This window comes from Streptomyces sp. NPDC104309, from assembly GCF_055584025.1.
The window spans coordinates 215,599-239,413 of sequence record NZ_JBVJMV010000004.1 but is presented as its reverse complement, the minus strand read 5'-3'; the positions used below and the strand labels follow the sequence as shown (position 1 = coordinate 239,413).

Here is a 23,815-nt window from a genome sequence, read left to right as displayed (position 1 = left end):
CCGTCCGGCGTTCGAGTACGGAGCCATTCGGGTGGCGTGCCCGACCCCACAGGCCCGGACCGCTGCTCCCTGCTCGCCGCCCGCCCCCGGGCGGCATGGCTTCGCGTGTTCGAGGGAATACCCCTGACAGGTCGATGTCCGGTCACCAACCAGGCGGACGTCGTGTCCAAGTGAGCGGCATGGAGTCCGCTCGCCCGGGAGGCCCTTTGCACACGAAGGACCGTACACACAGTGCGGCCGACGCGGAGGGCCGGTGCTCGGCCCGTGCATCTGGGTCGCAGCCCGGTCCGTCCTCTCCCATTGGGATGCTCCGCGACGCCGTCGCACCCCAACCTCGTCCGAGGGGGTACGTCCTTCCGTGGTGATCAGCACAAAGCGCCGGATGTCCGACAGGCGCACCTATGTTCTCGACACCAGCGTCCTGCTGGCCGATCCGAACGCCCTGACCCGCTTCGACGAGCACGAGGTCGTGCTCCCGATCGTCGTGGTCACGGAACTGGAGGCCAAACGGCACCACCCGGAGCTGGGGTACTTCGCCCGGCAGGCCCTGCGCCTGCTGGACGATTTCCGTACCCGGTACGGCCGGCTGGATGCCCCGATCCCGCTCGGGGATCTGGGCGGGACACTGCGCGTCGAACTCAACCACTCCGATCCCGGCGTACTGCCCGCCGGCTACCGGTTGGGGGACAACGACTCACGGATCCTCGCGGTCGCGCGCAACCTCCAGGCCGAGGGGTACGACGTCACGGTCGTCTCCAAGGACCTGCCGCTGCGCATCAAGGCGTCCTCGGTCGGCCTCCTCGCCGAGGAGTACCGCGCCGAACTCGCCATCACGGACTCCGGCTGGACGGGCATGTCGGAACTGCCCCTCGCCGCCGAGCAGGTGGATCTGCTCTACGGCGAGGAGACGCTGTACGTCCCCGAAGCCGCCGAGCTGCCCGTGCACACCGGGCTGGTCCTCCAGTCCGAGCGCGGCAAGGCGCTCGGCCGGGTCACCGCTGAGGGAAACGTGCGCCTGGTGCGCGGCGACCGGGAGGTCTTCGGCATCCACGGCCGCAGCGCCGAACAGCGCATCGCCCTCGATCTGCTCCTCGACCAGGATGTCGGCATCGTGTCGCTGGGCGGCCGGGCCGGCACCGGCAAGTCGGCGCTGGCGCTCTGCGCCGGTCTCGAAGCCGTCCTGGAGCGCAGGCAGCACCAGAAGGTGATGGTCTTCCGACCGCTGTACGCGGTCGGCGGGCAGGAGCTCGGCTATCTCCCCGGCACCGAGGCCGAGAAGATGAGCCCCTGGGCGCAGGCCGTCTTCGACACGCTCTCGGCGGTCGCCGGGCGCGAGGTGATCGAGGAGGTGCTGCGGCGCGGCATGCTGGAGGTCCTGCCGCTCACCCACATTCGTGGCCGCTCGCTCCACGACTCCTTCGTGATCGTCGACGAGGCGCAGTCGCTCGAACGGAACGTACTGCTGACCGTGTTGTCCCGGATCGGGGCGAATTCCCGGGTGGTGCTCACGCATGACGTGGCTCAGCGGGACAACCTCAGGGTCGGCCGGTACGACGGGGTCGTCGCCGTGGTCGAGAAGCTGAAGGGGCATCCGCTCTTCGCGCACGTCACGCTCACCCGCTCGGAGCGCTCGCAGATCGCCGCGCTGGTGACCGAAATGCTGGAGGAAGGCCAGATCTGATACGGGATACGACAGTTGGTGCCGCCCGGCGAGCGAAGGAGCTTAGCCGGGCGGCATCGTGCTGCGGTGGCATTTCCGTAAATCACTTGCTCCGAACGAGGTGTGAGCTTTCACACGCAACGGAGAATTGCTTCCCGGTGTCACGTTCCGGCAGAGTCTTGCTTCCGTCAGGCCCCGCATACGGCACACCCGCACCTCCAGAGGTGCCACGCACCACACAACTCAACAATCGACGTCCGTATGCCGCCCGCGAGCACCACGCGGCACTTCCTCCGGGGAGTTGCCCACCGGGCCCGTGCCTCCCGTGACCCAAGCAGTAGGGAGGCCAGCGCCAGGGGCACGATTGCGTCCGCGAGGTCACCTAAGCGGGCGATGCTGGAAGGACACCGTGTGAGCCGGATCTCGGTCCGGGGGTTCGCCGTGGCATCCGCCACTGCCGTAACCACCGTTGGCGCCGTCGTTGGCGTTGCCTCGGGCAGCACTCCTGCTGTCGACGACAACAACAACTTCGAGGCGACCGCAGCCGACACCACGCTGCTCGCAGACATCCCCGCGGGCCAGCAGGCCCAGGTGCAGACCGCCTCGCTGACGCAGCAGGCCGACGCCCAGGCATCCGCGGCCGACGCGGCGGCGAAGAAGTCCGTGGAGGAAGCGGCGCGTATCCAGGCCGCCAAGGACGCCCAGTCGAAGAAGCAGGCGGCCGAAGCCAAGCTGGAGAAGGAGCGCCAGGACAAGAAGGACGCGGCCGAGCGTGCCAGCCGTTCCGAGATCCGCAGCGCCTCCACGTTCGCCCAGCAGGGCTCGTACACCGTGGCCGAGATCAAGGCGATGGCGCGTCAGATCGTTCCCGCCGACCAGTTCCAGTGCTTCAGCAACATCGTGAACGTCGAGTCGACCTGGAACTACCGGGCGAGCAACCCGTCTTCCGGTGCGTACGGCCTCGTCCAGGCGCTGCCGGGCTCGAAGATGTCGAGTGCCGGAGCCGACTGGCAGACCAACCCGGCCACACAGATCAAGTGGGGCCTCAGCTACATGAACGGCGCCAAGTACGGCAGCCCGTGCGGTGCCTGGTCCTTCTGGCAGGCCAATCACTGGTACTAGAACCTTCCGAGGTTCCGGTCTCAACCTCTCGAAGCCCCTCGCCGTCCTACGGTGAGGGGCTTCGCGCGTGTACGGTCGGTCCGGACGACTCGCCGGGGGAGCGGTGGGGAGCGAGAGCGGGGGGAAGAGGAACGACATGTCGAAACTTCCGGGGTGGCTCGGCCGGCTGGGCGCCGAACTGACCGAACTGGGCGAGCGGCTGGAGCATCGCAGGGCCGCGGCTGAGGCGGACGAGGCGGACGAGGCCGTGTCGGCCGAACCGCCGGTGCCCGCCTCTGTCCCTGCCGGGCCCGCTGTCCCTGCCGGGCCCGCTGTCCCCGCCGGGCCCGTACCGGCCGAGGCGCCCCGGCGTGAGGCCGTGGCCGACCATGTGCCGCCGCCGCCCGCGTACGCCCCCTCCGTGGCCGCCCGGCCCGATCCGGTCGCGGCGATCCCCTGGGGCATGCGGGTCGCGGCCGAGGCGGGCTGGCGGCTGCTCGTCCTGGCGGGCACCCTCTGGGTGATGATGCGGGTGATCAGCGCCGTCCAGCTGGTGGTTCTGGCCTTCGTCGCCGCGCTGCTCGTCACCGCGATGCTGCAGCCGACCGTCGCCCGGCTGCGGCGGTACGGTCTGCCGCGCGGACTGGCCACCGCGGTCACCGCGATTCTGGGCTTCGTCATCATCGGGCTGGTCGGCTGGTTCGTCGTCTGGCAGGTCATGGACAACATCGACACCCTCTCCGACAAGGTGCGGACGGGTATCGACGACCTGAAGAACTGGCTGCTCGACAGCCCCTTCCACGTCACCGAGCAGCAGATCAACGATGTCGCGAAGAACCTCAGCGACACCATCGGCACCAACACCGAGCAGATAACCTCCGCCGGACTCCAGGGCGTCACCGTGATGGTGGAGCTCCTCACCGGGATGCTGCTGGCGATGTTCTCGACCCTCTTCCTGCTGTACGACGGGAAGCGGATCTGGCACTGGGTGCTGAAGCTGGTGCCCGCCCAGGCACGGCCGGGTGTCGCGGGTGCCGGGCCGCGCGCCTGGCGGACCCTGACCGCCTATGTGCGGGGCACGGTCCTGGTGGCGCTGATCGACGCCATCTTCATCGGGCTCGGAATCTGGTTCCTCAAGGTGCCGATGGCGGTGCCGCTCGCCGTGTTCATCTTCCTCTTCGCCTTCATCCCGCTGATCGGCGCGGTGGTCTCCGGAGCGCTCGCGGTGGTCGTCGCGCTGGTCACCGAGGGCGTGTTCACCGCGCTGATGGTGCTGGTCGTGGTGCTCGCGGTGCAGCAGATCGAGGGGCATGTGCTGCAGCCGTTCATCCTGGGGCGCGCGGTACGGGTGCATCCGCTCGCCGTCGTCCTCTCCGTCGCCGCGGGCGGCATGATCGCGGGCATCGGCGGAGCGGTCGTCGCGGTGCCGCTGGTGGCGGTCACCAATACGGTGGTCGGCTATCTGCGGGCGTACGGGCAGGAGGAGGCCCTGCGGCACACGCCGCCCCCGCACGGGGCGACCGCGCTCGACATCGCTCCGACCCCCGCGCCCGGCTCGCCGCCCGAGGACATCGACCACGGCGACGACGAGGCCGTCGGGGACCGCGGCGCCAAGGACGGGCCCGGCAAGTGACGCGAGGCGGATGAGAAGAAGGGCCCCGGGGACGGTCGGTCGTCCCCGGGGCCCTTCTCGTTCAAGGGTAGTGCTGGTCCTACTCGGCGAGCACGGCCTCGGCTTCGAGGGTCACGCCGACCGCCTGGATCACCGAAGCGATTTTGACGGCTTCCTGAATGGTCTCACGGTCCACGCCGGCCTTGCGCAGCACCTGCTCGTGGGAGTCCAGGCACTGGCCGCAGCCGTTGATGGCGGAGACGGCGAGCGACCACAGCTCGAAGTCTGTCTTCTCCACGCCCGGGTTGCCGATGACGTTCATCCGCAGCCCCGCACGCAGCGTCCCGTACTCGGGGTCCGACAGCAGGTGCCGGGTCCGGTAGAAGACGTTGTTCATCGCCATGATGGCGGCGGCGGACTTCGCCGCGGTGTACGCCTCCGCGGAGAGGTTGGCCTTCGCCTCCGGCTCCAGCTCTCGCAGCACCTTCGGCGAGCGCGAGGCGATCGCGCACGCGAGGACGGTGCCCCACAGCTGCTGCTGCGGGAGGTCGCTGTTCCCGATGACCGAACCGAGGTTCAGCTTCAGGTCCTTGGCGAAGTCCGGGACGGCGGCTTTCAGTTCGTCGAGTGCCATGTCGCTGTCAGCTCACTCGCCCGAGAGGAGCGCGACCGGGTCGAGGGTGTTCTCGCCCTTGGTCCAGTTGCACGGGCACAGCTCGTCGGTCTGCAGGGCGTCCAGGACCCGCAGGACCTCCTTGGGGTTACGGCCCACGGAACCGGCGGTCACCATCGTGAACTGGATCTCGTTGTTCTGGTCGACGATGAAGACGGCGCGCTGCGCGAAGCCGTCCTCGCCCTCGATGCCGAGGTCACGCATGAGCTCGTGCTTCGAGTCGGCCATCATCGGGAACGGCAGGTCGGTCAGGTCCGGGTGGTCCTTGCGCCAGGCGTGGTGCACGAACTCGGAGTCACCGGAGAAGCCGAGGATCTGGGCGTCACGGTCGGCGAACTCGTCGTTCAGCTTGCCGAAGGCGGCGATCTCGGTGGGGCACACGAAGGTGAAGTCCTTCGGCCACGCGAAGACGATCTTCCACTTGCCCTCGTAGGTCTTGTGGTTGATCTGCTCGAACTCCTTGCCGCTCTCCAGCGAAACACAAGCAGTCAGGTCGAACTCGGGGAACTTGTCACCGACAGTGAGCACGCGCTCTCCTTGCGGGGTTGGAATTCCCTTTTGTGGGAGTTCCTGAGGGTTGGACGGGATCCACCTTGGCACAGAGTGCATTGATCGCGGAAATAGCTACACTCGGTCGTGATGATCGGAGGTGCCTATCAGTGGCGCAGGGCAATCAGGGCAATCGAACCAAACAGCCCAGTCTGTCGCAGCTGCGTGCCTTCGCGGCTGTCGCTGAATATCTGCACTTCAGGGACGCGGCGGCAGCAATCGGGATGAGTCAGCCGGCGCTCTCCGGGGCCGTGTCGGCGCTGGAGGAGGCACTGGGTGTCCAGCTCATCGAGCGTACGACGCGCAAGGTGCTGCTCTCGCCGGCCGGGGAGCGGCTCGCGGTCCGGGCCCGGGTGGTGCTGGAGGCCGTCGGCGAGCTGATGGAGGAGGCCGAGGCGGTCCGGGCACCGTTCACCGGAGTGCTCAGACTCGGAGTGATCCCGACCGTCGCCCCGTATCTGCTGCCGACCGTGCTGCGGCTGGTCCACGACCGCTATCCCGACCTCGACCTCCAGGTGCACGAGGAGCAGACCTCCTCGCTGCTGGAGGGGCTGGCCGCGGGCAGACTGGACCTGCTGCTGCTCGCCGTGCCGCTCGGGGTGCCGGGCATGACCGAACTCCCGCTGTTCGACGAGGACTTCGTGCTGGTCATGGAGCGGGACCACTGGCTGGGCGGGCGCACCGACATTCCACGCGAGGCGCTGCGCGAACTGCCGCTGCTGCTGCTCGACGAGGGGCACTGCCTGCGCGACCAGGCGCTCGACATCTGCCGGGAGGCGGGGCGCACGCAGGGGGCGCCGGTCACCACGACCGCGGCCGGGCTCTCCACCCTGGTGCAGCTGGTCGCCGGCGGGCTAGGGGTGACGCTGCTGCCGCGTACCGCGGTGACGGTCGAGACCGGCCGCAACGACGCGTTGGCCACCGGGTACTTCACGGAACCCGCACCGTCGCGACGGGTAGCGCTGGGGATGCGGACGGGCGCGGCACGGCACGAGGAGTTCGAGGAGTTCGCGGCGGCGCTGCGGGAGGCGATGGAGACGCTGCCGGTACGGGTGACGACGGGCGCGTAGGGCAGGCGGAAGGGGTGCGGTCCTGTCTTTCGGGGACCGCACCCCTCGTGGCTACCGCGACGTCACTCCGTGCGCAGCCCGTCCGGGCGCATCATGCGCCACAGCGGTGGCAGTGAGACCAGCGTGACCAGCAGGATCAGTCCCGCTCCCGCGCCCAGCATCGGCAGGAACAGCCACCAGTCGGTCACCTTCTTGGCGATCATCCTGATCATCACCGCGCCCAGGCCCAGACCGCCCGCGACGGCCACCACCAGGCCGATGACCACGGGGACGGCGGTCTGCCAGAGCACCGACCAGCCGAGCGTGGTCCGCCGGGTGCCGAAGGCGACCAGGACCGAGAGCAGGCGCTTGCGCTCGCGCAGCTGCTCCAGCTGCGAGACCAGCATCGCGGCGGCGATCAGCAGCAGGGTCGCGGTCGCGCCGACCTTGAGACCCCTCTGCACGCTGGCGTACTGCCGGTCACGGGCCACCGAGCTCAGATTGACGACCCGCATCCCCGGGTCGAGCCGGGCCGCCGTGTTCCGTACGTACTCGGCCACGTCCTCGACGTTCCGGTCCACCTGGATCTGCGCGTTGGTCTGCGCGTGCGGCAGGGTGCTCGGGTCGATCGCGCCGACCGTCGCCATGATGCCCCAGTGGTCCTGGCCCCTCGGATCGCGGCGGGTGAGAACGGTCGGAGTGTCGGCGGGCAGGGTCCACAGCTTCGACTTCTCGCCGGGCACCGATCCCGCCTCGTAGTTGAGTTCGACCGGTTTGCCCTTGCGGGCCGTCTTGTCCACCCACTCGGCCATCTCCTTGTCCTGGGGGTGGACGACGAAGGCGTCGCCCTCCTCGCAGGTGCTGATCCGGGCGATCTCGCGCAGGGTCGCGCAGTCGCCGATGGCCAGCGAGGTGGTGGGCCGGACGTCGTCGCCCTTGTACGTGCCCGGCCTGACGACGTACGACTCGACCATGCCGGTGACCGCCGTCACGCCCTTGGTGGCCCGGAACTCCTTGATGGTCCGGGTGGCCGCGTCACCGGTGACGTTCTCGGAGAACGTGTAGAACTGGGCGCGCGTCGGGTCCTGTCCCGTCATCCGGTTGAACTCGTCGCCCACCGAGGCGAACAGCATCTGCAGCGCCACCGCACCCGCGACCGCGACCGTGATGCCGCTGACCGCGCGGGAGGCCGCCCCGCTGGTCAGCTGGAGCCTGCGGGTGGCGAGCTGCCAGGGCACCGGGCCGCCCCGCAGCCGGTTCACGCACGCCTCGACCAGCCACGGCAGCAGCAGGGCGAGCCCGACGAGCACGAGCACGGAGCCGCCCGCGATCGGATACGGGTTCACCACGGCGTCCGCCTTGCCGGACAGCATGAGCACCGCCAGTCCCGCGACCGGCATCAGCAGCCGCCACCAGAGTCGGCGCTTGCGGCTGCGGCTGTTGCGTACGACGCCGAGCGGTTCGATCACCACCGAGCGCAGGGCGGTCAGCGTGACGAGCACCGCCGCCACCGGAATGGCGACGGCGACCAGCGTGGCCAGCCAGGGGTCGGGGACCAGGTCCGACGGGAAGGCGCTGGCGTTCCACACCTCGACGTAGCCGATGAACCGACGCCCCACCAGGAAGAGCAGCAGGCCGGTCAGCAGGCCGAGCACCGCCCCGAAGAACGCCTCGCCGGCCGCGATCCGACGGGTCGTCCGGATGTCCGCACCGACCAGACGCAGCGCGGCGAGCCTGCGGTCGCGACGGTCTCCGCCGAAACGAACGGCCGTCGCGATGAAGGTCGCGACCGGCACCAGCAGCACCACGCTGATCATGATGATCAGCACGATGAGGACGGGCGGCATCTCCTTGCCCGGGCCCGGATCGCCGTAACCGGCGATCCGGTGGCCGCCGTTGGAGGGGGTCAGGGTGTCGCTGCCCGCGTAGAAGAGCAGCTCGCCCGGGGAGATGAGCCCCGCGTCGGCGATCGTGCCGGTGATCCGGTACGGCAGCCGCTCCTTGAGGAGGCCGCCTTCCGAGGAGTTCAGCAGCTTCTTCAGGGCGGGCGAGACCATCATCTCGTCCGCGACGGGGAAGCTCGCGATGCCCGGCGGGACGACCGGGTGGGTACCGTCCGCGCGCATCAGGAAGCCGCTGATGGGGCGGCCGCGGTACTCCGTCTCCGCGTCGATCCGGAGCACCGAGGTGTCGGACTTCTTGGCCTGGGCGTCGGGCGATTCGGAGATCTTGGTCTCGGAACGGGCCTGCTCACGCGCGGAACGCTCGTCGAGGAAATGCGGCACGGAGGCGGCGACCAGCAGCAGTGCCACGCCGAGACCGACGCCGACGGCGGTCAGCAGGGTGCGGATCCAGCCCTCGCGCCCGCCGGAGGCGGCGAACCGGACGCCCAGGCCGAGATCGCGCAGCAGGGCGGCGATGCCGGTGGGTGCGGCGGGCCGGGGCGGCGCGTCGGCCGGGGCGTTCTTGTGGTCGAGCAGAGTCATGCCGCGTGCTCCAGGTCGCGTGCCCGGCCATCGCGCACGGTGACATCGCGGTCGGAGTAGGCGGCGACGCGGGCCTCGTGGGTCACCAGGACCACGGCGACCTGGGTGGACCGGGCCGCCTCGGTGAGCAGCTCCATGACCCGCTCGCCGTTGAGGGAGTCCAGGGCGCCGGTCGGCTCGTCGGCGAAGATGATCTTCGGGGACGCGGCCAGCGCACGGGCCACGGCGACGCGCTGCCCCTGGCCGCCGGAGACCTCGCCGGGACGCTTGGCGCCGACGTTGTCCACCTCCAGGCGCTCCAGCCAGTGGCGGGCGGCGCGTTCGGCGTCCTTGCGCCTGGTCCCGCTCAGGCGGAGCGGCAGGGCGACGTTCTCCACACAGGTCAGCTCCGGGACGAGCTGGCCGAACTGGAAGACGAAGCCGAACTCGGTGCGGCGCAGGGCGCTGCGTTCGGCGTCGGACATCGCGGAGAGCTCGCGGCCCGCGTAGGTGATCGTGCCGCTGTCGGGGGTGACGATCCCGGCGAGGCAGTGCAGCAGGGTCGACTTGCCGGAGCCGGACGGGCCCATCACGGCGACGACCTCGCCGGGGTGGATGGAGAACGAGGCGCCGTCGAGCGCGGGAGTCGATCCGTACGACTTGTACAGGCTGTCGGCGCTGAGCAGGGAGCCGGCGGGGTTCACGCGCGCACCTCCGCGGCGAGCCGGTCCAGCCGGGCGGCGGTCAGTTCCAGCCAGCGCAGATCGGCTTCGAGGTGGAAGAGCGCGTGGTCGCAGATCAGCTGATCGGCGAGGTCGCCCTGACGCTTGCGGTCGGTGAGGATGCGCATGAGGCGCAGGTGCTCGGCGCGCTGGGTGTCCAGCAGGGCCTCGGCGCTGCGGCCGGTGAGCAGGGCCAGGACGACCTTGGTGTAGAGCGTCGACTGGAGGTACGGCTCGGGCTTCTCCGGCTGCGCGAGCCAGGTGCCGACATCGGTGATGCCCGCCTCGGTGATCGCGTACCGCTTGCGCTCGGGGCCGCCGCCGCTCTCGACGCCGTCGACCTCGACGAGGCCGTTCTTGAGCAGCCGGGACATGGTCGAGTAGACCTGCCCGTAGTGCAGGGGGCGGTCGTGGCCGAACTTCTCGTCGAATGTCCGCTTGAGGTCGTAGCCGTGGCGGGGGCCGGACTCCAGGAGCCCGAGCAGGGTGTGGCCGATAGACATGCGGAGCACTATACATGGTGTGTATACCTCGGGTGTATACCCGGGGGTCGGGCTGGGGAGGGCTCGCGTACCTCCCCGGTCCGGCCCCGTCCCGCACCGCATCGGAGCGGGGGCAAATGCCCCGCCGATCACCCCGGGCCCGGGGTGATCGGCGGGGATCACCGGTTCCCGGGCCCCGGTTTTCGGGCCTCGCCCGTCCCGGGGCTCCGGACTCCCCGCCCTCGGACCTCAGTCACCGGAGGGGTTCGGCCTCTCCCTCGGCGGGCGCCCCCGGCGGGGGATCGGGCGGGCCGTGCCCGGCAGGCGGCCCGCCTCCGCCAGCGCCCTGCGCAGCAGGAACTCGATCTGGGCGTTCGCGCTGCGCAGTTCGTCGGAGGCCCAGCGGGCGAGCGCGTCGTGGACCGCGGGGTCGAGTCGCAGCAGCATCTGCTTGCGCTGCGGCGGGGGCCTGCGCCCGGGGGTCTCTTCCGTCACTGGTAAAGAGTGCCCGTATTGAGGACCGGCTGCGCCGCGCGGTCACCGCACAGCACCACCATCAGATTGCTGACCATGGCCGCCTTCCGTTCCGAGTCCAGTTCGACGATGTCCTGCTCGGCGATCCGGGTCAGCGCCATCTCGACCATGCCGACCGCGCCCTCGACTATCTGCTGCCGGGCCGCGACCACCGCGCCGGCCTGCTGGCGCTGGAGCATCGCGGAGGCGATCTCGGGGGCGTACGCGAGGTGGCTGAAGCGCGATTCGATGATCCGAACGCCGGCGGCCTGCACCCGGGCGGTGAGCTCCACGGCCAGCTTCTCGGTGATCTCCTCCGCGTTGCCGCGCAGCGAGAGGCCGCCCTCCTCGTGGGCGTCGTACGGGTACTCGATCGCGATGTGCCGGACGGCCGCCTCGGTCTGGGTGGCGACGAACTCCAGGAAGTCGTCGACCTCGAAGAGCGCCTGCGCGGTGTCCTCGACCTTCCAGACGACGATCGCGGCGAGCTCGATCGGGTTGCCGTAGGCGTCGTTGACCTTCAGGACGGCGGTCTCGTGGTTGCGGACCCGGGTGGAGATCTTCCGGCTGCTGGTGAGCGGATTGATCCAGCGCAGCCCGTCGGTGCGGATCGTGCCGACGTACCGGCCGAAGAGCTGGATCACCCGCGCCTCGCCCGGTGCGACCATCTTCACACCCGTCATGCAGAAGAACGAGGCGATGACGAGCAGGATCCCGAGGATCAGGACCGGGACGCCCACGCCGTTGTTCCCGTTCGAGCCGACGACGCCGCCGACGATGGCGAGACCGATGCCGGCGATCACTCCGACCACGGTCAGCAGCAGGCCGAGGCCGCCCGGGATGCTGTGTGCCGTCACCTCTCTCACCTGCGGTTCAGGCATCTGAGGGGCATCGGGTGCGAGGTCGGCGGTCAGAGCGGACACGGCGTACGGATTGTCGTGGTCGGACATGGAATCCCCCGTTTCAGAAGGCCGGCAGAGACTGATTCAATGCTAGCAATGTGATTACACATTACCTGCCTTCGCAACCTTGAGCGCCTCTGGTGAGTCGGTTCCTTACAGAGCGGGTGCTGATTGTCACGTCAGGAAAAGACCGCATCGCTTGCTTTTTGTCCCAGTCGACGGTGTTAGCTAGCTGGGCTGAGCTGATCTGGTCGAGCAGAGAAACGGGAGCAACACAGCGATGGGTCGAGCGGATGCGCGACGAGCCCAGCAGCGCGGAGCGCGGCGGGCTGCGAAGAGCGGCGGCATACGCAGACTCTTCACCTGGCGGAAGATGCTGGGCGCTTTCTTCGGGTTCTGCCTGCTGATCATGGGCGCCTTCGTGGCGCTCTACATGTACGTGGACATACCGAAGGCCAACGCCCTGGCCGAGCGGCAGAGCAACGTCTACAAGTACAGCGACGGCACCGTGCTGGCCCGGACCGGCGACGGGGTCAACCGCCAGAACGTGGATCTCGCCGAGGTCCCCAAGGACGTGCAGCACACCTTCGTCGCCGCCGAGAACAAGTCCTTCTACCAGGACAAGGGCGTCGATCTGAAGGGCACCGCGCGCGGCATCCTGAACACCCTCACCGGCAAGGGCAAGCAGGGTGGCTCGACCATCACCCAGCAGTACGTGAAGAACTACTACCTGACCCAGGACCCGACGGTCAGCCGCAAGCTCAAAGAGCTGGTCATCTCCCTCAAGGTCGACCAGAAGTACGAGAAGAGCGACATCCTCGCCGGGTACATCAACACCTCGTACTACGGACGCGGCGCCAGCGGGATCCAGGCCGCGGCGCAGGCCTACTACGGGGTCGACGCCAAGGACCTCAACGTCTCCCAGGGCGCCTATCTGGCCGCGCTGCTCCAGGCCCCCAGCCAGTACGACTGGGCCTCCGCCACGGATACCGGCAAGAAGCTCGTCAAGGAACGCTGGGGCTACACGCTCGACAACATGGTCGAGATGCACTGGCTCGACAAGGCCAAGCGCGACACTCTGAAGTTCCCCGTCCCGGACAAGCCCAAGCCCGCCCCCGGCATGGAGGGTCAGACCGGTTACCTCGTCGATGCGGCCAACAAGGAGCTGAACAAGCAGGGCATCACCGCGGAGATGCGGCAGGCCGGCGGCTGGACCTTCACGCTCAACATCGACAAGAAGCGGCAGAAGCAGCTGGAGGAGTCGGTCGACCGGCAGCTGGAGTCCAAGCTGGACCGCAAGAACAACAAGGTCGACGCGACCGTCCAGGCGGGCGCCACCTCCGTCGATCCGAAGACCGGCGCCGTCGTCGCGCTCTACGGCGGAGTGGACTACGTCAAGCACTACGTCTCCAACGCCACGCGCCGGGACTACCAGCCCGCCTCCACCTTCAAGCCCCTGGTGTTCGCCTCCGCGCTGGAGAACGAGTCGAAGACCCAGGACGGCGACCTGATCGGCGTCAACACCCGCTACGACGGGACCAGCAAGCGGCCCGTCGTGGGCAGCGACACGCCCTTCAGTCCGGAGAACGAGGACAACCAGAGCTACGGCGACGTCACCGTGCAGACCGCGATGAACAAGTCGATCAACTCGGTCTTCGCGCAGATGGTCGTCGACGTCGGCCCCGCCGCGGTGAAGAAGACCGCGCTGTCGCTCGGTCTGCCCGACCAGAACTTCCCGGAGCGCCCCGCCATCACGCTCGGCACGATGAACGCCTCGACCTGGGACATGGCGGGCGCGTACGCCACGCTCGACAACCACGGCAGGAAGGTCACCCCGTTCATCGTGAAGTCCGCCACGCACCGCGACCGGACGGTCGAGCCGGTCAAGGGCATCGGCGACCAGGTGATCAGCCGCAAGTCCGCCGACACCGTGACCTCCGTCCTGCGGGGCGTCGTGAAGAGCGGCTCCGGCCAGGCGGCCAACACCTCGGCCTACGAGGCGGCCGGCAAGACGGGCACCTCGGAGAACAACAAGGCCGCCCTGTTCGCGGGCTACACCCCCAACCTCACCACGGTCGTCGCGCTCTTCGGTGAATCCCCCAAGGGCGGCACCCAGGTCAGCCTCACCGGTACCGCCAACTCCGGCCGGGCCAACGGTGGCGGCTTCCCGGCGCAGATCTGGGCGGACTACACCCTCGGCGCGCTGAACGGCGGCTCCACGGCCCAGTTCGACCTGCAGGACGTCGAGCGCGGCGAGGTCACCGTGCCGACGACTCCCTCGAACACCCCTTCGGCGCCGGAGAGCCCCACGCAGTCCCCGTCGCAGGAGCCGAGCCGGCCGGCGCAGAGCCCGAGCGACGAGCCCAGCCAGTCGACCAGCCAGTCGCCGGAGCCGCCGCCGAGCCAGTCCCCGGAGCCGCCGCCGAGCCAGTCCCCGGGGCTGCCGGGCGAGGGAGCGGACCCCGGACGGCCGGGCAACAGCAACAACGTCGCGAACAATCCGCCCGGACAGTGAGGGCGTGAGGACACGGGTGAGGGGCGGTGCCGGCCGGCACCGCCCCTCACCCGTGTCCGCCGCGTACGACGGTGTCAGCCGCCGTTGACCTTCTTGGCGATCCGGTCGCCGAGGTCCTTGTCCACGTTGCGCCAGTACTGCAGCGCGCGCTCTACGACCGGGGCGCTCACACCGTCCAGCAGATGGCCGGAAATGTTCGACACCAGCCGTTCGCGGGCCGCGTCGTCGAGGACCTTGCGCACCAGAGTGCCCGCCTGGCCCCAGTCGTCGTCCTCGCTGTGCAGCTTGTACGCCTCGTGCACCATCTCGCCCGCCGTCGCCCAGCCCGCCGGGTCGCCGAAGCGCTCGGTGTCCGCGGCCGGACCGCCGTACGAGTTCGGCGCGTAGACCGCTCCCGTACGCGTCGGTTCGTACCGCATGGGGCCGTCCTTCGCGTACGAGTTCCGGCCGAACCGCGGACGGTTCGGGGGCAGCTGCGCGTAGTTCGGGCCGATCCGGTACCGGTGGGTGTCCGGGTACGAGAAGAGCCGGCCGAGCAGCATCTTGTCGGGCGACGGACCGATGCCGGGCACCAGGTTCGACGGCTCGAAGGACGCCTGCTCGATGTGGACGAAGAAGTCCTCGGGGTTCTCGTTGAGCGTCATCCGGCCGACTTCGATCTCCGGGTAGTCGCCGTGCGGCCACACCTTTGTGAGGTCGAACGGGTTGAACCGGTAGTCCGGCGCATCGTCGAACGGCATGATCTGGACGTACAGCGTCCAGCTCGGATGGTCACCGCGCTTGATCGACTCGAACAGGTCGCGGCGGTGGACATCGCCGTCGACACCGGCCATCTCGTCGGCTTCGGCCTGCGGGTAGAAGTCGATGCCCTGGTCGGTCTTGAAGCGGTACTTGACCCAGAACCGCTCGCCGCCCGCGTTCACCCACATATAGGTGTGCGAGCTGTAGCCGTTCATGTTGCGGTACGTCTTCGGGATGCCCCGGTCGCCCATCAGCCACGTCACCATGTGGGCGGACTCGGGGGACAGCGTCCAGAAGTCCCACTGCATGTCGTGGTCGCGCACCGCGCTGTCCGGGCGGCGCTTCTGCGAACGGATGAAGTCCTGGAATTTCATCGGGTCGCGCACGAAGAAGATCGGCGTGTTGTTGCCGACCATGTCGTAGTTGCCGTGCTCAGTGTAGAACTTCAGGGCGAACCCGCGGGGGTCGCGCCAGGTGTCGGGGGAGCCCTGTTCGCCGGCGACCGTGGAGAAGCGGGCGAGCATGGCGGTCTGCTTGCCCGGCTGGAAGAGGTCGGCCTTGGTGAACTGGCTGACGTCGTTGGTCACCTTGAAAACGCCGTAGGCACCGGAGCCCTTGGCATGGACCACTCGTTCGGGGACCCGTTCACGGTTGAACTGGGCCATCTTCTCGATGAGGTAGTGGTCCTGGAGCAGGATCGGTCCGTCGGATCCGACAGTGAGCGAGTGTTCATCGCTCTCCACCGGGATTCCGGCGTTGTTCGTGGTGTAGGGGGTGTTCTTGGTCTTCGTTTCCTCGGGCACGAGCGTCCTCCCGTCGGTGGGGGTTTCGGTCAGGTCGCCTCGTTCACGACTGAAGTCAACTCCGCCGACAGGAGGTCGGCAACATTTGGCTACCGTCCGTGCAGGACTCTCGCGCGTGCCCGGCCCGGACCCTCCTACTGGCCCCGGGTCGGCATCTCGAACCAGACCACCTTGCCGGTCGACAGACGCGTCGCGCCCCACCGTCTGGCCAGCCGGTTGACGAGGAACAGACCCCGGCCGCCCTCGTCCATGTCCCGGGCCCGGCGCTGCCGGGGCAGCTGCGGGGCGTCGTCGCCGACCTCGCAGCGCAACAGGTCGGTACGGAGCAGCCGCAGCGTCACCGGTCGCTCCGCGTAACGCACGGCGTTGGTCACCACCTCGCTGACCAGCAGCTCCACCGAGTCGGACAGCTCGTCGAGCCCCCACCGGCTCAGGGCCCGCCGGGCCAGCCTGCGGGCCCGGCCCGGCGCGGTCTCCTCCGGTTCCAGGTGCCAGTACGCGACATCACTCGGCGCGATTCCGTCGAACCGCGCGGCGAGCAGCGCGATGTCGTCGTCCCGGTCACCGGGGCCGAGCATGTCCAGGACGTCGTCGCACAGGGCCTCCAGCGGCGGCGAGTGGTCCGGGCCGGTCAGCCGGGCGGCGGCGGCGAGCCGTTCGCGCAGCATCTCGATCCCGGTCCAGACGTCCCGGAGCCGGGACTCCACCAGACCGTCGGTGTACAGCAGCAGCGTGGCGCCCGCCGGCGCGTCCAGCTCGACGGCCTCGAAGTCCACACCGCCCACGCCGATCGGGGCTCCCGGCGGCACCCGCAGTACCTCCGCCCGGCCGCCCAGATGGAGCAGGACGGGCGGCGGATGCCCGGCATTGGCGATGGTGATGCGGTGCGCGACGGGGTCGTACACCGCGTACATGCAGGTCGCCATGCGGTCGCTGCCGAGCCGCTGCGCCTGCTCGTCGAGGTGGTGCAGCACCTCCTGCGGCGGCAGGTCGAGCCCCGCGAGGGTCTGCGCGGTGGTGCGCAGCTGACCCATGATCGCCGCGGACGTCATGGAGTGGCCCATGACGTCGCCGACGACCAGGGCCACCCTGCTGCCGGGCAGCGGGATCGCGTCGTACCAGTCGCCGCCGACCCGGGCCGTCTCGGCGGCCGGGAGATAGCGGGAGGCGAGCCGGACACCGGTCGGCTGCGGCAGCGAGTCGGGCAGCATGGTGCGCTGCAGTTCGTCGGCGATGTACGCCTCGCGCCCGTACAGCACGGCCTTGTCGATGCCGAGCGCCGTGTGCGTCGCCAGCTGCGCCGCGACCAGCAGGTCATTGGCCTCGAAGGACGGTCGCTCGGTGCCGCGCAGGAAGACGGCGGCACCGATCACCCGCCGCCGGCCGCGCAGCGGGGCGAGGATCGCGCGGTGTCCCGTGGGTACGGCCCGTCCCGCGCCGAGCAGTTCGGGCAGCGCGGCACGGGCCGCCGCGGAGTCCCCGAAGACCGGCCGCACACCGCGCAGCACCTCGGCGAGCGCGCCGCCCGAGCGGACCTCGCACAGTTCGGCCGCCGGGGGCATGTCGCCGTGCGGGTCGAGGGCGGGCAGCCGTAGCCGCTCGATCTCCGACGGGGTCTCGGTCTCGTCCTCGTTGAGGCGCAGCCGGTCCGACCGACGCAGCCGCAGCACGAACGGGGCGACCGGCCGCTCGTCACCGACCGGCAGCGGGTCGCGGAGGTAGACCAGTATGGCGTCGGAGAACGTCGGCACGCTGGCCCGGCACAGCCCCAGCACGATCTCGTCCAGGTCTATGCCGCGGGCGATCCGCCGGGTGGCGGCCCCCACGAAACGCAGCCGGTCGCCCTCGCGACGGGCCGCGGCCTGTGGGTCGAGTCCCGCGGGGGCCGCCTGACTCGCTCCCGCGCCCGGCGCCGTGGCCGGGCCGGGGATCGCTGCGGTGGCAGGGGAAGCGGCCGGCGCGGCGTCCTGCTGCCGCGGCCGGGCGCGTTCCTGCGACCGGGCGGCGAGAGGCTGCCGGCCTTCGTGGGAGGTGGGATGCTCCGTCACGCGTGGGGTTCCGTCCGTCCGGGCCGGTTGTATGAGGCAATCACCTCGTGGGGCGCTACTGTGCCCCGGCAAGAGCGGCGATAACAACGGCTGTCACCGGATGCCCCCGAACGAGGGGCCGAAACCTGATGCCCGCGGGGCGGCTCGGTGACAACGTTTCCGGCGACGGGGCGGGCGACAGCGAGCACGTCTCCACCCCCTCGTAGTGGCTCATGTGATTCATACGACCGATGTGGCTCTTACAGCTCATGCAGTGCGTGGTGCGCGTGCGATGACTTGCGGTCAGGTCCGGTGCGCTGTCCGTCGGTTGGCGCGGATGCGCGCTCCGGAGAACGATCCTACGTTTGCCCCCCCGGGGTGCGACAAGGGTCTCATGACCCCATGTGCGAGGGGGTACGGTCCCAGTCATCCGGGAGCGCGGGAACCCGCCAGCGCGGATCGGGCCGCCAGTCCTCCCAGCCGTCCCGGAACGGCGCGCCCCAGTCCTGGATCACCTCGACGGCCGCGCGGCCCGCCTCCCGTACCTGCCGCGCGGTCCGCGGGGCCATCAGACCGACCCGCTGCGCCTGGGCGAACTCGTCCTCGTCGCGCCAGACCCAGCTGCGGTCCGGGTAGACGGAGATGTCGAGAAAGTGATCCTCGGAATCGATGCCGCCCGCCCAGCGGGTGCGCGGTTCCTCCAGGTTCACGTACCAGCTGCGGAACTGCCAGCCGGTTTCCCAGAAGAGCCAGACCGACCAGGGTTCACCGGGACGGGCGAGCTTGAGAACGCCGTTGCCGAGCCAGGGCGCGCGGGTGGTGGTGCGCGGGGCGGTGTAGCGGGTGGCGAGCGGCTCGTCGTGCACCTCGGTGCCGTTCGCCAGCACCGGCTTCACGCACTCGGTGCCGGGCGCCACCCACACGGCGAGCAACTCGTCGGTGTCCTGGACGACGGTGACGGGACGGCAGATGTGCACCGGGTCCGGAGCGTGCTCCGGCGCGGCGTCCCGCGGTCGCGGGACGTTGCCGCGGTAGCGCCACAGGATGTGATCGCCCGGCGCCCAGTGCTCGATGTGTCCGCTGTCCGTACCTGCCATGGACAGATCTTAGGGATGCCGCGGACCCGTTGCCGCGACGCGTGTCACGGGCGGGTCATGCGCAACACGTCCAGCGCCTCGTCGAGCTGATCCACCGTGAGGTCGCCGCGCTCGACATATCCCGATTCCAGCACCACCTCGCGGATCGTCCTGCGCTCGGCCAGCGACCTCTTGGCGACCTTCGCCGCCTCCTCGTAACCGATGTACTTGTTCAGCGGGGTGACGACGGACGGCGAGGACTCCGCGTACTCCCTGGCGCGTTCGACGTTCGCGGTGATCCCGTCGACCGTGCGGTCCGCGAGCAGCCGGGAGACATTGGCCAGCAGTCGCACCGACTCCAGCAGGTTCTTCGCGATGACCGGAAGCATCACGTTCAGCTCGAAATTGCCCGCCGCACCCGCGACGGCGACCGTCGCGTCGTTCCCCATCACCTGGGCCGCGACCATCAGGACGGCCTCGGGAATGACCGGATTCACCTTCCCCGGCATGATCGACGAGCCGGGCTGGAGGTCGGGAAGGCTGATCTCGGCCAGACCCGTGCGCGGTCCGGACGCCATCCAGCGCAGATCGTTGGAGATCTTGGTGAGCGAGACGGCGAGCGTACGGAGCTGGCCGGACGTCTCCACGAGCCCGTCCCGGGCGCCCTGCGCCTCGAAATGGTCCCTGGCCTCGGTGAGCGGCAGCCCGGTGGCGCGGGCGACCTCGGCGATGACGGCGGCGGAGAAGCCGGGCGGGGTGTTGATGCCGGTGCCGACGGCCGTGCCGCCCAGCGGCAGCTCGGCGAGGCGGGGGAGACAGGCGCGAAGTCGCTCGATCCCGTACCGGATCTGCGCCGCGTAGCCCCCGAACTCCTGGCCCAGGGTGACGGGCGTGGCGTCCATCAGATGCGTACGCCCCGACTTCACGACCGTCGCGAACTCGGCGGACTTGCGCTCCAGTGCGGTCGCGAGGTGGTCCAGCGCCGGGATCAGCTCGCCGGTGACGGCCGCGGTCGCGGCGATGTGGATGGACGAGGGGAAGACGTCGTTGGACGACTGCGAGGCGTTGACGTGGTCGTTGGGGTGGACCTCGCGGCCCAGACGCTCGGTGGCGAGAGTGGCCACGACCTCGTTGGTGTTCATGTTGGACGAGGTGCCGGACCCGGTCTGGAAGACATCGATCGGGAAGTGGGCGTCCCAGCGGCCCTCGGCGACCTCCTCGGCGGCTGCCTGGATGGCCAGGGCGATGTCCGGGTCGAGCACCTTCAGCTCGGCGTTCACCTTGGCGGCGGCCGCCTTGATCCGGGCCAGGGCCTCGATGTGGGCCCGCTCCAGGCGCTGTCCGGAGATCGGGAAGTTCTCCACCGCGCGCTGTGTCTGGGCCCGCCACCTGGCGTCCGCGGGCACCCTCACCTCGCCCATCGAATCGTGCTCGACGCGGAAATCGGTGCCCTGCGCGGGGGTCGGCGCGGGGGCCTGTGACTCGTCCATGGATGCAACCTCCTGAAAAAGTTGAGCACTTGTCTTGTTCTGTCTATTCCCAAGTCGCCTACCGACCAGTAAATACCGGGGGTAACCACAACCCGGGGAGGCGCAATGAGGCGCACCAGGCACAGACTTCGCTGTACGGTCGCGGCCGCCGCGGCCATGGCCGCGGCATTGGGCGGTACGGCCGCAGCCGCGGGACCGGCGGGCGCGGCGGACCGGTCCGGCACCACCACTACCGCATCCACCCCCCTGTCGCCCGAACTGGAGGCCATCCGCGCCGCCGAGGCCACCCGGCTGTACGGCGACCCGGCCGAGCGTCCGCTCGCCGACCGCAGGACCGGGCTGATCTCGCTCGGCGACAGCGAGATCTCCGGCGAGGGCGTCGGCACGTACGAGGCGGGCACCAACGGCCCCGACAACTGGTGCCACCGCTCGCCCGACTCCGCCATCCACCGCACCGGCATCCCGGCCGACGTCACGTACAACGTCTCCTGCTCCGGCGCGTACACCGGCAACATCGTGACCGGCGGATCGAAGCAGTACGCCGACGAGCTCGTGCAGAGCGACAACCTCGCCATCAAGGCCCGCAACACCCGAATCAAGATGATCGTGCTGGTCGCCGGTGCCAATGACGACCTCCAGTTCGGCCCGGTCATGACGGACTGCGTCCAGCGCTGGGTGCTCTCCCAGGGCACCTGCCGGCCGAAGTACGAGGGCGGCTGGCAGGCGCGCGTCGACGGACTCGTCCCCAAGGTCGAGAAGACGGTGCGCGACCTGAAGACCGTCATGTCGGACGCCGGATACGCCAACAGCGACTACAAGCTCGTGGTCATGGGCTACCCGAGCCCGATCGGCCCGGACTTCTACGACAACCCGAACTTCCCCGGCAAGCTTCCCGGTGGCTGCGCCGGATACGACTCCGACGCCGCCTGGGGCCGTGACGTCGCGGTCCCCGCCTTCGAGCGCGGAATGCGCAAGGCCGCAGCCGACACCGGGGCCGTCTACCTCGACAACTCCCGGCTCTTCCACGGCCATGAGGTCTGCAGCGACAACACCTGGGCCCGCGGCCTCTACATCGACCTGTCGCACTTCCCGCCGGACTCCAACTCCGTCCGGCAGTCCTTCCACCCGAACGCGCGCGGCCACGCCGCCTTCGCCTCCTGCCTGACCCAGATCTACAACTCGTCCCTGCGCGAGGCGAGCTGCGCCGACCCGGCGAGCACCGGTCAGCCGGTTCTCCAGGCCGCGGCGTGGGACGACGTCTTCAAGCCCCTGAAGAACGAGGCCACGGGCACCTGCGTGGACGTTCCCGCCTCGGTGACCCGCAACAACACCCGGATCGCCGGCTGGGACTGCCACGGCGGCCGCAACCAGGGCTGGTGGTACGACTCCGGCACGAAGAACATCCGTACCGAGCTGAGCCACGACCGGTGCCTCGACGTGCCGGGCGCCGACTACAGGGCGGGCGCCACGCTCATCCTGTGGGACTGCTCGGGCGCGGCCAACCAGCAGTTCGTCAAGCAGTCGGGGACCCTGCGCCCGGCGGCCTCGACCGGGCTGTGCCTGACGCTCGCGGCGGCCAAGGACCCGCTGAAGCTGCAGAGCTGCGACGGCAGCGCGCAGCAGCGGTTCGCGTAAGGTCTTTCGCTCGGATCAGGCCGGATCGGCGAGGCGCGGCACCGGGGCACGCGAGCCCGGTCCGATCCGAACGAGAGGCTGGTCCCGTACCGCGGTGCGGGGTGGGGCGGGGAGCGCTTCGGGCCCCCGCCCCACCCTTCCCGGACCGGCCGACCCGTCAGCCGGATGTCACGAAAGCGCCCAGGACTGCGGCCAGATGGCCGGGGTCGTCCGCCCCGCACAGCTCGCGCGCCGAGTGCATGGACAGGCCGGGCACCCCCACGTCGACCGTGGCGACGCCGAGCCGGGCCGCGGTCAGCGGGCCGATCGACGTGCCGCACGGCATCGCGTTGTTGGAGACGAACGACTGCCACGGCACGCCCGCCCGCTCGCACGCCGCCGTGAACACCGCCATGCCGGTGCCGTCGGTGGCGTACCGCTGATTGACGTTGACCTTGACCGTGGGCCCGCCGTTGGGCAGCGGTCGGTGGCCCGGATCGTGCCGCTCGGCGTAGTTGGGGTGCACCGCGTGCGTCATGTCGGCGGAGACGCAGAAGGCGCCGAACAGGGCGCGGGACCAGTCCTCGGTGCTGCCGCCGCGCGCGGTGACCGAACGGCTGAGGACCCGTTCCAGCAAGGGACCCTGCGCCCCCGTCTCCGAACCGCTGCCGACCTCCTCGTGGTCGAAGGCCGCCAGGACGGGGATGTACGAGGGCTCCTCGGCCCCGGTCGCCGCACCCACCAGGGCCGTGACGCCCGCGTGCACCGACACCAGGTTGTCCAGCCGGGCGGACACCATGAACTCCCGGTCCGCGCCCAGGTATCCGGGCGGTTGGATGTCATGGAGCATCAGGTCCCAGCCGAGGACGTCGCCCCGGTCCACCTCCGCCGCCGCCGCGACCCGGCGCAGCAGCGCACCCTCCTCGGGGGCCCCGAGCGCCCAGAGCGGGGTGAGATGGCGCTGCCGGTCGAGCGCGAGCCCGTCGTTGACCGTACGGTCCAGATGGATGGCCAACTGGGGCACCCGTGCCAGCGGTTCGTCGATCCGGACGAGCCGGGACCCGATGCCGCCGTCGGGGCCGCGCAGCGTCAGCCGCCCGGAGATGCCCAGATCCCGGTCGAGCCAGGTGTTCAGCGGCACGCCGCCGTAGACCTCCACGGCGATCTGCCGCCAGCCCGCCGACCCGGTGTCGGGGACGGGCTTGACCCGCAGGTTCGGTGAGTCGGTGTGGGCGCCGATGATCCGGAAGGGGGTGTGGGCGGGTGCGTCCTCGGGGACGTACCAGGCCATCAGGGCGCCGCCGCGGGCGACGAAGCCGCCGCCGGCCGCGCCCGTCCAGTCCTCCGTGCCGCGGAGCTCACGGAAGCCGGCCTTCTCAAGACGCTGGGTGGCGCTCGCCACCGCGTGGTACGGGGATGGGCTGTCCCTGATGAAGGACAGCAGGTCGTCGGCGTGGCTGCGACGGGGGAGCGGCGACATACGGTGTCCGCCTTTCCGGTGTTCGACGGGGAGGGTGAGAAGTGAGGGGGGACGAACCGCGCCGGGCCGCTCGGCGCGGCAGGTGTTCGGGGGCGTGGGGGTGGGGGTGTGGGGCGTGGTGGACGGCTCCCGGACCTCCAGGAGTGGGTCCCGGGTTCACCGACGGCTGGCTCCCGGGTTCCGGGGACCGACTTCCGGTGCCCCAGGACGTTCCTGATTCCCCGGGTCGGCGGAGCGCGTCAGGAACGTCCGACAACCCATCGCAGCGGCCCGGCACGGCGCAAGCCCGCTGCGCGGCCCGCTGCGTGAAAGCGGCGGTGCAGGTCCGGCCCGCCCGGCAA

General features: G+C 70.0%; 18 protein-coding genes. 6 read left to right on the top strand and 12 right to left on the bottom strand.

All coding sequences use genetic code 11. The annotated features are described in order from the left end of the window. The first annotated feature begins 358 nt into the window (after window positions 1-358). From ACZ68L_RS07370 to ACZ68L_RS07360, 3 genes are all read left to right on the top strand, one after another. A complete protein-coding gene (locus ACZ68L_RS07370; RefSeq protein ID WP_469574886.1) occupies window positions 359-1,681 on the top strand; it encodes a PhoH family protein in 1,323 nt (440 codons plus the stop codon). Window positions 1,682-2,071: 390 nt separating this feature from the next. Further along, window positions 2,072-2,782, top strand: a complete 711-nt coding sequence (locus ACZ68L_RS07365) for an aggregation-promoting factor C-terminal-like domain-containing protein (protein WP_469574885.1) — start codon at window positions 2,072-2,074, stop codon at window positions 2,780-2,782. A gap of 136 nt (window positions 2,783-2,918) precedes the next feature. Beyond that, on the top strand, window positions 2,919-4,394 hold the full coding sequence (locus ACZ68L_RS07360; protein ID WP_469574884.1) for an AI-2E family transporter: 1,476 nt from the start codon (window positions 2,919-2,921) through the stop codon (window positions 4,392-4,394). A 79-nt stretch (window positions 4,395-4,473) separates the two neighbouring features. Here the strand turns inward: ACZ68L_RS07360 and ACZ68L_RS07355 are convergent, their stop codons facing one another. Both ACZ68L_RS07355 and ACZ68L_RS07350 read right to left on the bottom strand, forming a co-directional pair. Then, window positions 4,474-5,007 (bottom strand): alkyl hydroperoxide reductase, encoded by a 534-nt coding sequence (locus ACZ68L_RS07355; RefSeq protein ID WP_389982665.1) that lies wholly within the window; start codon window positions 5,005-5,007, stop codon window positions 4,474-4,476. A gap of 12 nt (window positions 5,008-5,019) precedes the next feature. Next, window positions 5,020-5,574, bottom strand: coding sequence for a peroxiredoxin (locus ACZ68L_RS07350; protein ID WP_031083404.1), 555 nt, complete (start codon window positions 5,572-5,574; stop codon window positions 5,020-5,022). A 131-nt stretch (window positions 5,575-5,705) separates the two neighbouring features. On the opposite strand from ACZ68L_RS07350, the gene ACZ68L_RS07345 reads away from it, so the two are divergent. Next, window positions 5,706-6,665, top strand: coding sequence for a hydrogen peroxide-inducible genes activator (locus ACZ68L_RS07345; RefSeq protein WP_469574881.1), 960 nt, complete (start codon window positions 5,706-5,708; stop codon window positions 6,663-6,665). A 62-nt stretch (window positions 6,666-6,727) separates the two neighbouring features. Here ACZ68L_RS07345 and ACZ68L_RS07340 read toward each other — a convergent pair whose 3' ends face one another. The 5 genes from ACZ68L_RS07340 to ACZ68L_RS07320 form a co-directional block, all read right to left on the bottom strand. Then, on the bottom strand, window positions 6,728-9,130 hold the full coding sequence (locus ACZ68L_RS07340; protein ID WP_469574879.1) for an FtsX-like permease family protein: 2,403 nt from the start codon (window positions 9,128-9,130) through the stop codon (window positions 6,728-6,730). Beyond that, the gene (locus tag ACZ68L_RS07335; RefSeq protein WP_469574878.1) at window positions 9,127-9,813 is read right to left on the bottom strand and encodes an ABC transporter ATP-binding protein; all 687 of its coding nucleotides are present in this window, start codon (window positions 9,811-9,813) and stop codon (window positions 9,127-9,129) included. The genes ACZ68L_RS07340 and ACZ68L_RS07335 overlap by 4 nt, the downstream gene beginning before the upstream one ends. Further along, window positions 9,810-10,334: a PadR family transcriptional regulator gene (locus tag ACZ68L_RS07330; protein WP_361442573.1), complete on the bottom strand. Its 525-nt coding sequence runs from the start codon at window positions 10,332-10,334 to the stop codon at window positions 9,810-9,812. Before ACZ68L_RS07330 ends, ACZ68L_RS07335 begins: the two co-directional genes overlap by 4 nt. A 228-nt stretch (window positions 10,335-10,562) precedes the next feature. Continuing rightward, window positions 10,563-10,808 carry a type II toxin-antitoxin system antitoxin gene (locus ACZ68L_RS07325; RefSeq protein ID WP_469574875.1) on the bottom strand — a complete coding sequence of 82 codons (246 nt, stop codon included), beginning with the start codon at window positions 10,806-10,808 and terminating at the stop codon, window positions 10,563-10,565. Next, window positions 10,805-11,776 carry an SPFH domain-containing protein gene (locus tag ACZ68L_RS07320; protein ID WP_469574873.1) on the bottom strand — a complete coding sequence of 324 codons (972 nt, stop codon included), beginning with the start codon at window positions 11,774-11,776 and terminating at the stop codon, window positions 10,805-10,807. Before ACZ68L_RS07320 ends, ACZ68L_RS07325 begins: the two co-directional genes overlap by 4 nt. 232 nt (window positions 11,777-12,008) lie before the next feature. Between ACZ68L_RS07320 and ACZ68L_RS07315 the strand changes: the two genes are divergently transcribed. Beyond that, window positions 12,009-14,243, top strand: a complete 2,235-nt coding sequence (locus tag ACZ68L_RS07315) for a transglycosylase domain-containing protein (RefSeq protein WP_469574872.1) — start codon at window positions 12,009-12,011, stop codon at window positions 14,241-14,243. 74 nt (window positions 14,244-14,317) lie between these two features. Here ACZ68L_RS07315 and ACZ68L_RS07310 read toward each other — a convergent pair whose 3' ends face one another. From ACZ68L_RS07310 to ACZ68L_RS07295, 4 genes are all read right to left on the bottom strand, one after another. Then, complete coding sequence (locus tag ACZ68L_RS07310) at window positions 14,318-15,787, bottom strand: catalase (RefSeq protein ID WP_469574870.1); 1,470 nt, start codon at window positions 15,785-15,787, stop codon at window positions 14,318-14,320. A 134-nt stretch (window positions 15,788-15,921) separates the two neighbouring features. After that, on the bottom strand, window positions 15,922-17,835 hold the full coding sequence (locus tag ACZ68L_RS07305) for a SpoIIE family protein phosphatase (protein WP_469574868.1): 1,914 nt from the start codon (window positions 17,833-17,835) through the stop codon (window positions 15,922-15,924). 371 nt (window positions 17,836-18,206) lie between these two features. After that, entirely contained in the window at window positions 18,207-18,911 is a 705-nt protein-coding gene (gene fomD, locus ACZ68L_RS07300) for a cytidylyl-2-hydroxypropylphosphonate hydrolase (protein ID WP_469574867.1), read from the bottom strand. A gap of 44 nt (window positions 18,912-18,955) precedes the next feature. Next, a complete protein-coding gene (locus ACZ68L_RS07295) occupies window positions 18,956-20,380 on the bottom strand; it encodes a class II fumarate hydratase (protein ID WP_469574865.1) in 1,425 nt (474 codons plus the stop codon). 105 nt (window positions 20,381-20,485) lie between these two features. On the opposite strand from ACZ68L_RS07295, the gene ACZ68L_RS07290 reads away from it, so the two are divergent. Next, entirely contained in the window at window positions 20,486-22,015 is a 1,530-nt protein-coding gene (locus ACZ68L_RS07290) for a ricin-type beta-trefoil lectin domain protein (RefSeq protein WP_469574864.1), read from the top strand. Between the two features lie 157 nt (window positions 22,016-22,172). Here the strand turns inward: ACZ68L_RS07290 and ACZ68L_RS07285 are convergent, their stop codons facing one another. Next, on the bottom strand, window positions 22,173-23,474 hold the full coding sequence (locus ACZ68L_RS07285) for a M18 family aminopeptidase (protein ID WP_469574862.1): 1,302 nt from the start codon (window positions 23,472-23,474) through the stop codon (window positions 22,173-22,175). Window positions 23,475-23,815: the final 341 nt, after the last annotated feature.

What these genes read in the sequence shown, in the direction of transcription:
- ACZ68L_RS07290 (WP_469574864.1), top strand. Translation starts at nt 20,486, where the DNA reads ATGAGGCGCACCAGGCACAGACTTCGCTGTACGGTCGCGGCCGCCGCG.
- ACZ68L_RS07360 (WP_469574884.1), top strand. Translation starts at nt 2,919, where the DNA reads ATGTCGAAACTTCCGGGGTGGCTCGGCCGGCTGGGCGCCGAACTGACC.
- ACZ68L_RS07320 (WP_469574873.1), bottom strand. Translation starts at nt 11,776, where the DNA reads ATGTCCGACCACGACAATCCGTACGCCGTGTCCGCTCTGACCGCCGAC.
- ACZ68L_RS07295 (WP_469574865.1), bottom strand. Translation starts at nt 20,380, where the DNA reads ATGGACGAGTCACAGGCCCCCGCGCCGACCCCCGCGCAGGGCACCGAT.
- ACZ68L_RS07285 (WP_469574862.1), bottom strand. Translation starts at nt 23,474, where the DNA reads ATGTCGCCGCTCCCCCGTCGCAGCCACGCCGACGACCTGCTGTCCTTC.
- ACZ68L_RS07330 (WP_361442573.1), bottom strand. Translation starts at nt 10,334, where the DNA reads ATGTCTATCGGCCACACCCTGCTCGGGCTCCTGGAGTCCGGCCCCCGC.
- ACZ68L_RS07355 (WP_389982665.1), bottom strand. Translation starts at nt 5,007, where the DNA reads ATGGCACTCGACGAACTGAAAGCCGCCGTCCCGGACTTCGCCAAGGAC.
- ACZ68L_RS07315 (WP_469574872.1), top strand. Translation starts at nt 12,009, where the DNA reads ATGGGTCGAGCGGATGCGCGACGAGCCCAGCAGCGCGGAGCGCGGCGG.
- fomD (WP_469574867.1), bottom strand. Translation starts at nt 18,911, where the DNA reads ATGGCAGGTACGGACAGCGGACACATCGAGCACTGGGCGCCGGGCGAT.
- ACZ68L_RS07340 (WP_469574879.1), bottom strand. Translation starts at nt 9,130, where the DNA reads ATGACTCTGCTCGACCACAAGAACGCCCCGGCCGACGCGCCGCCCCGG.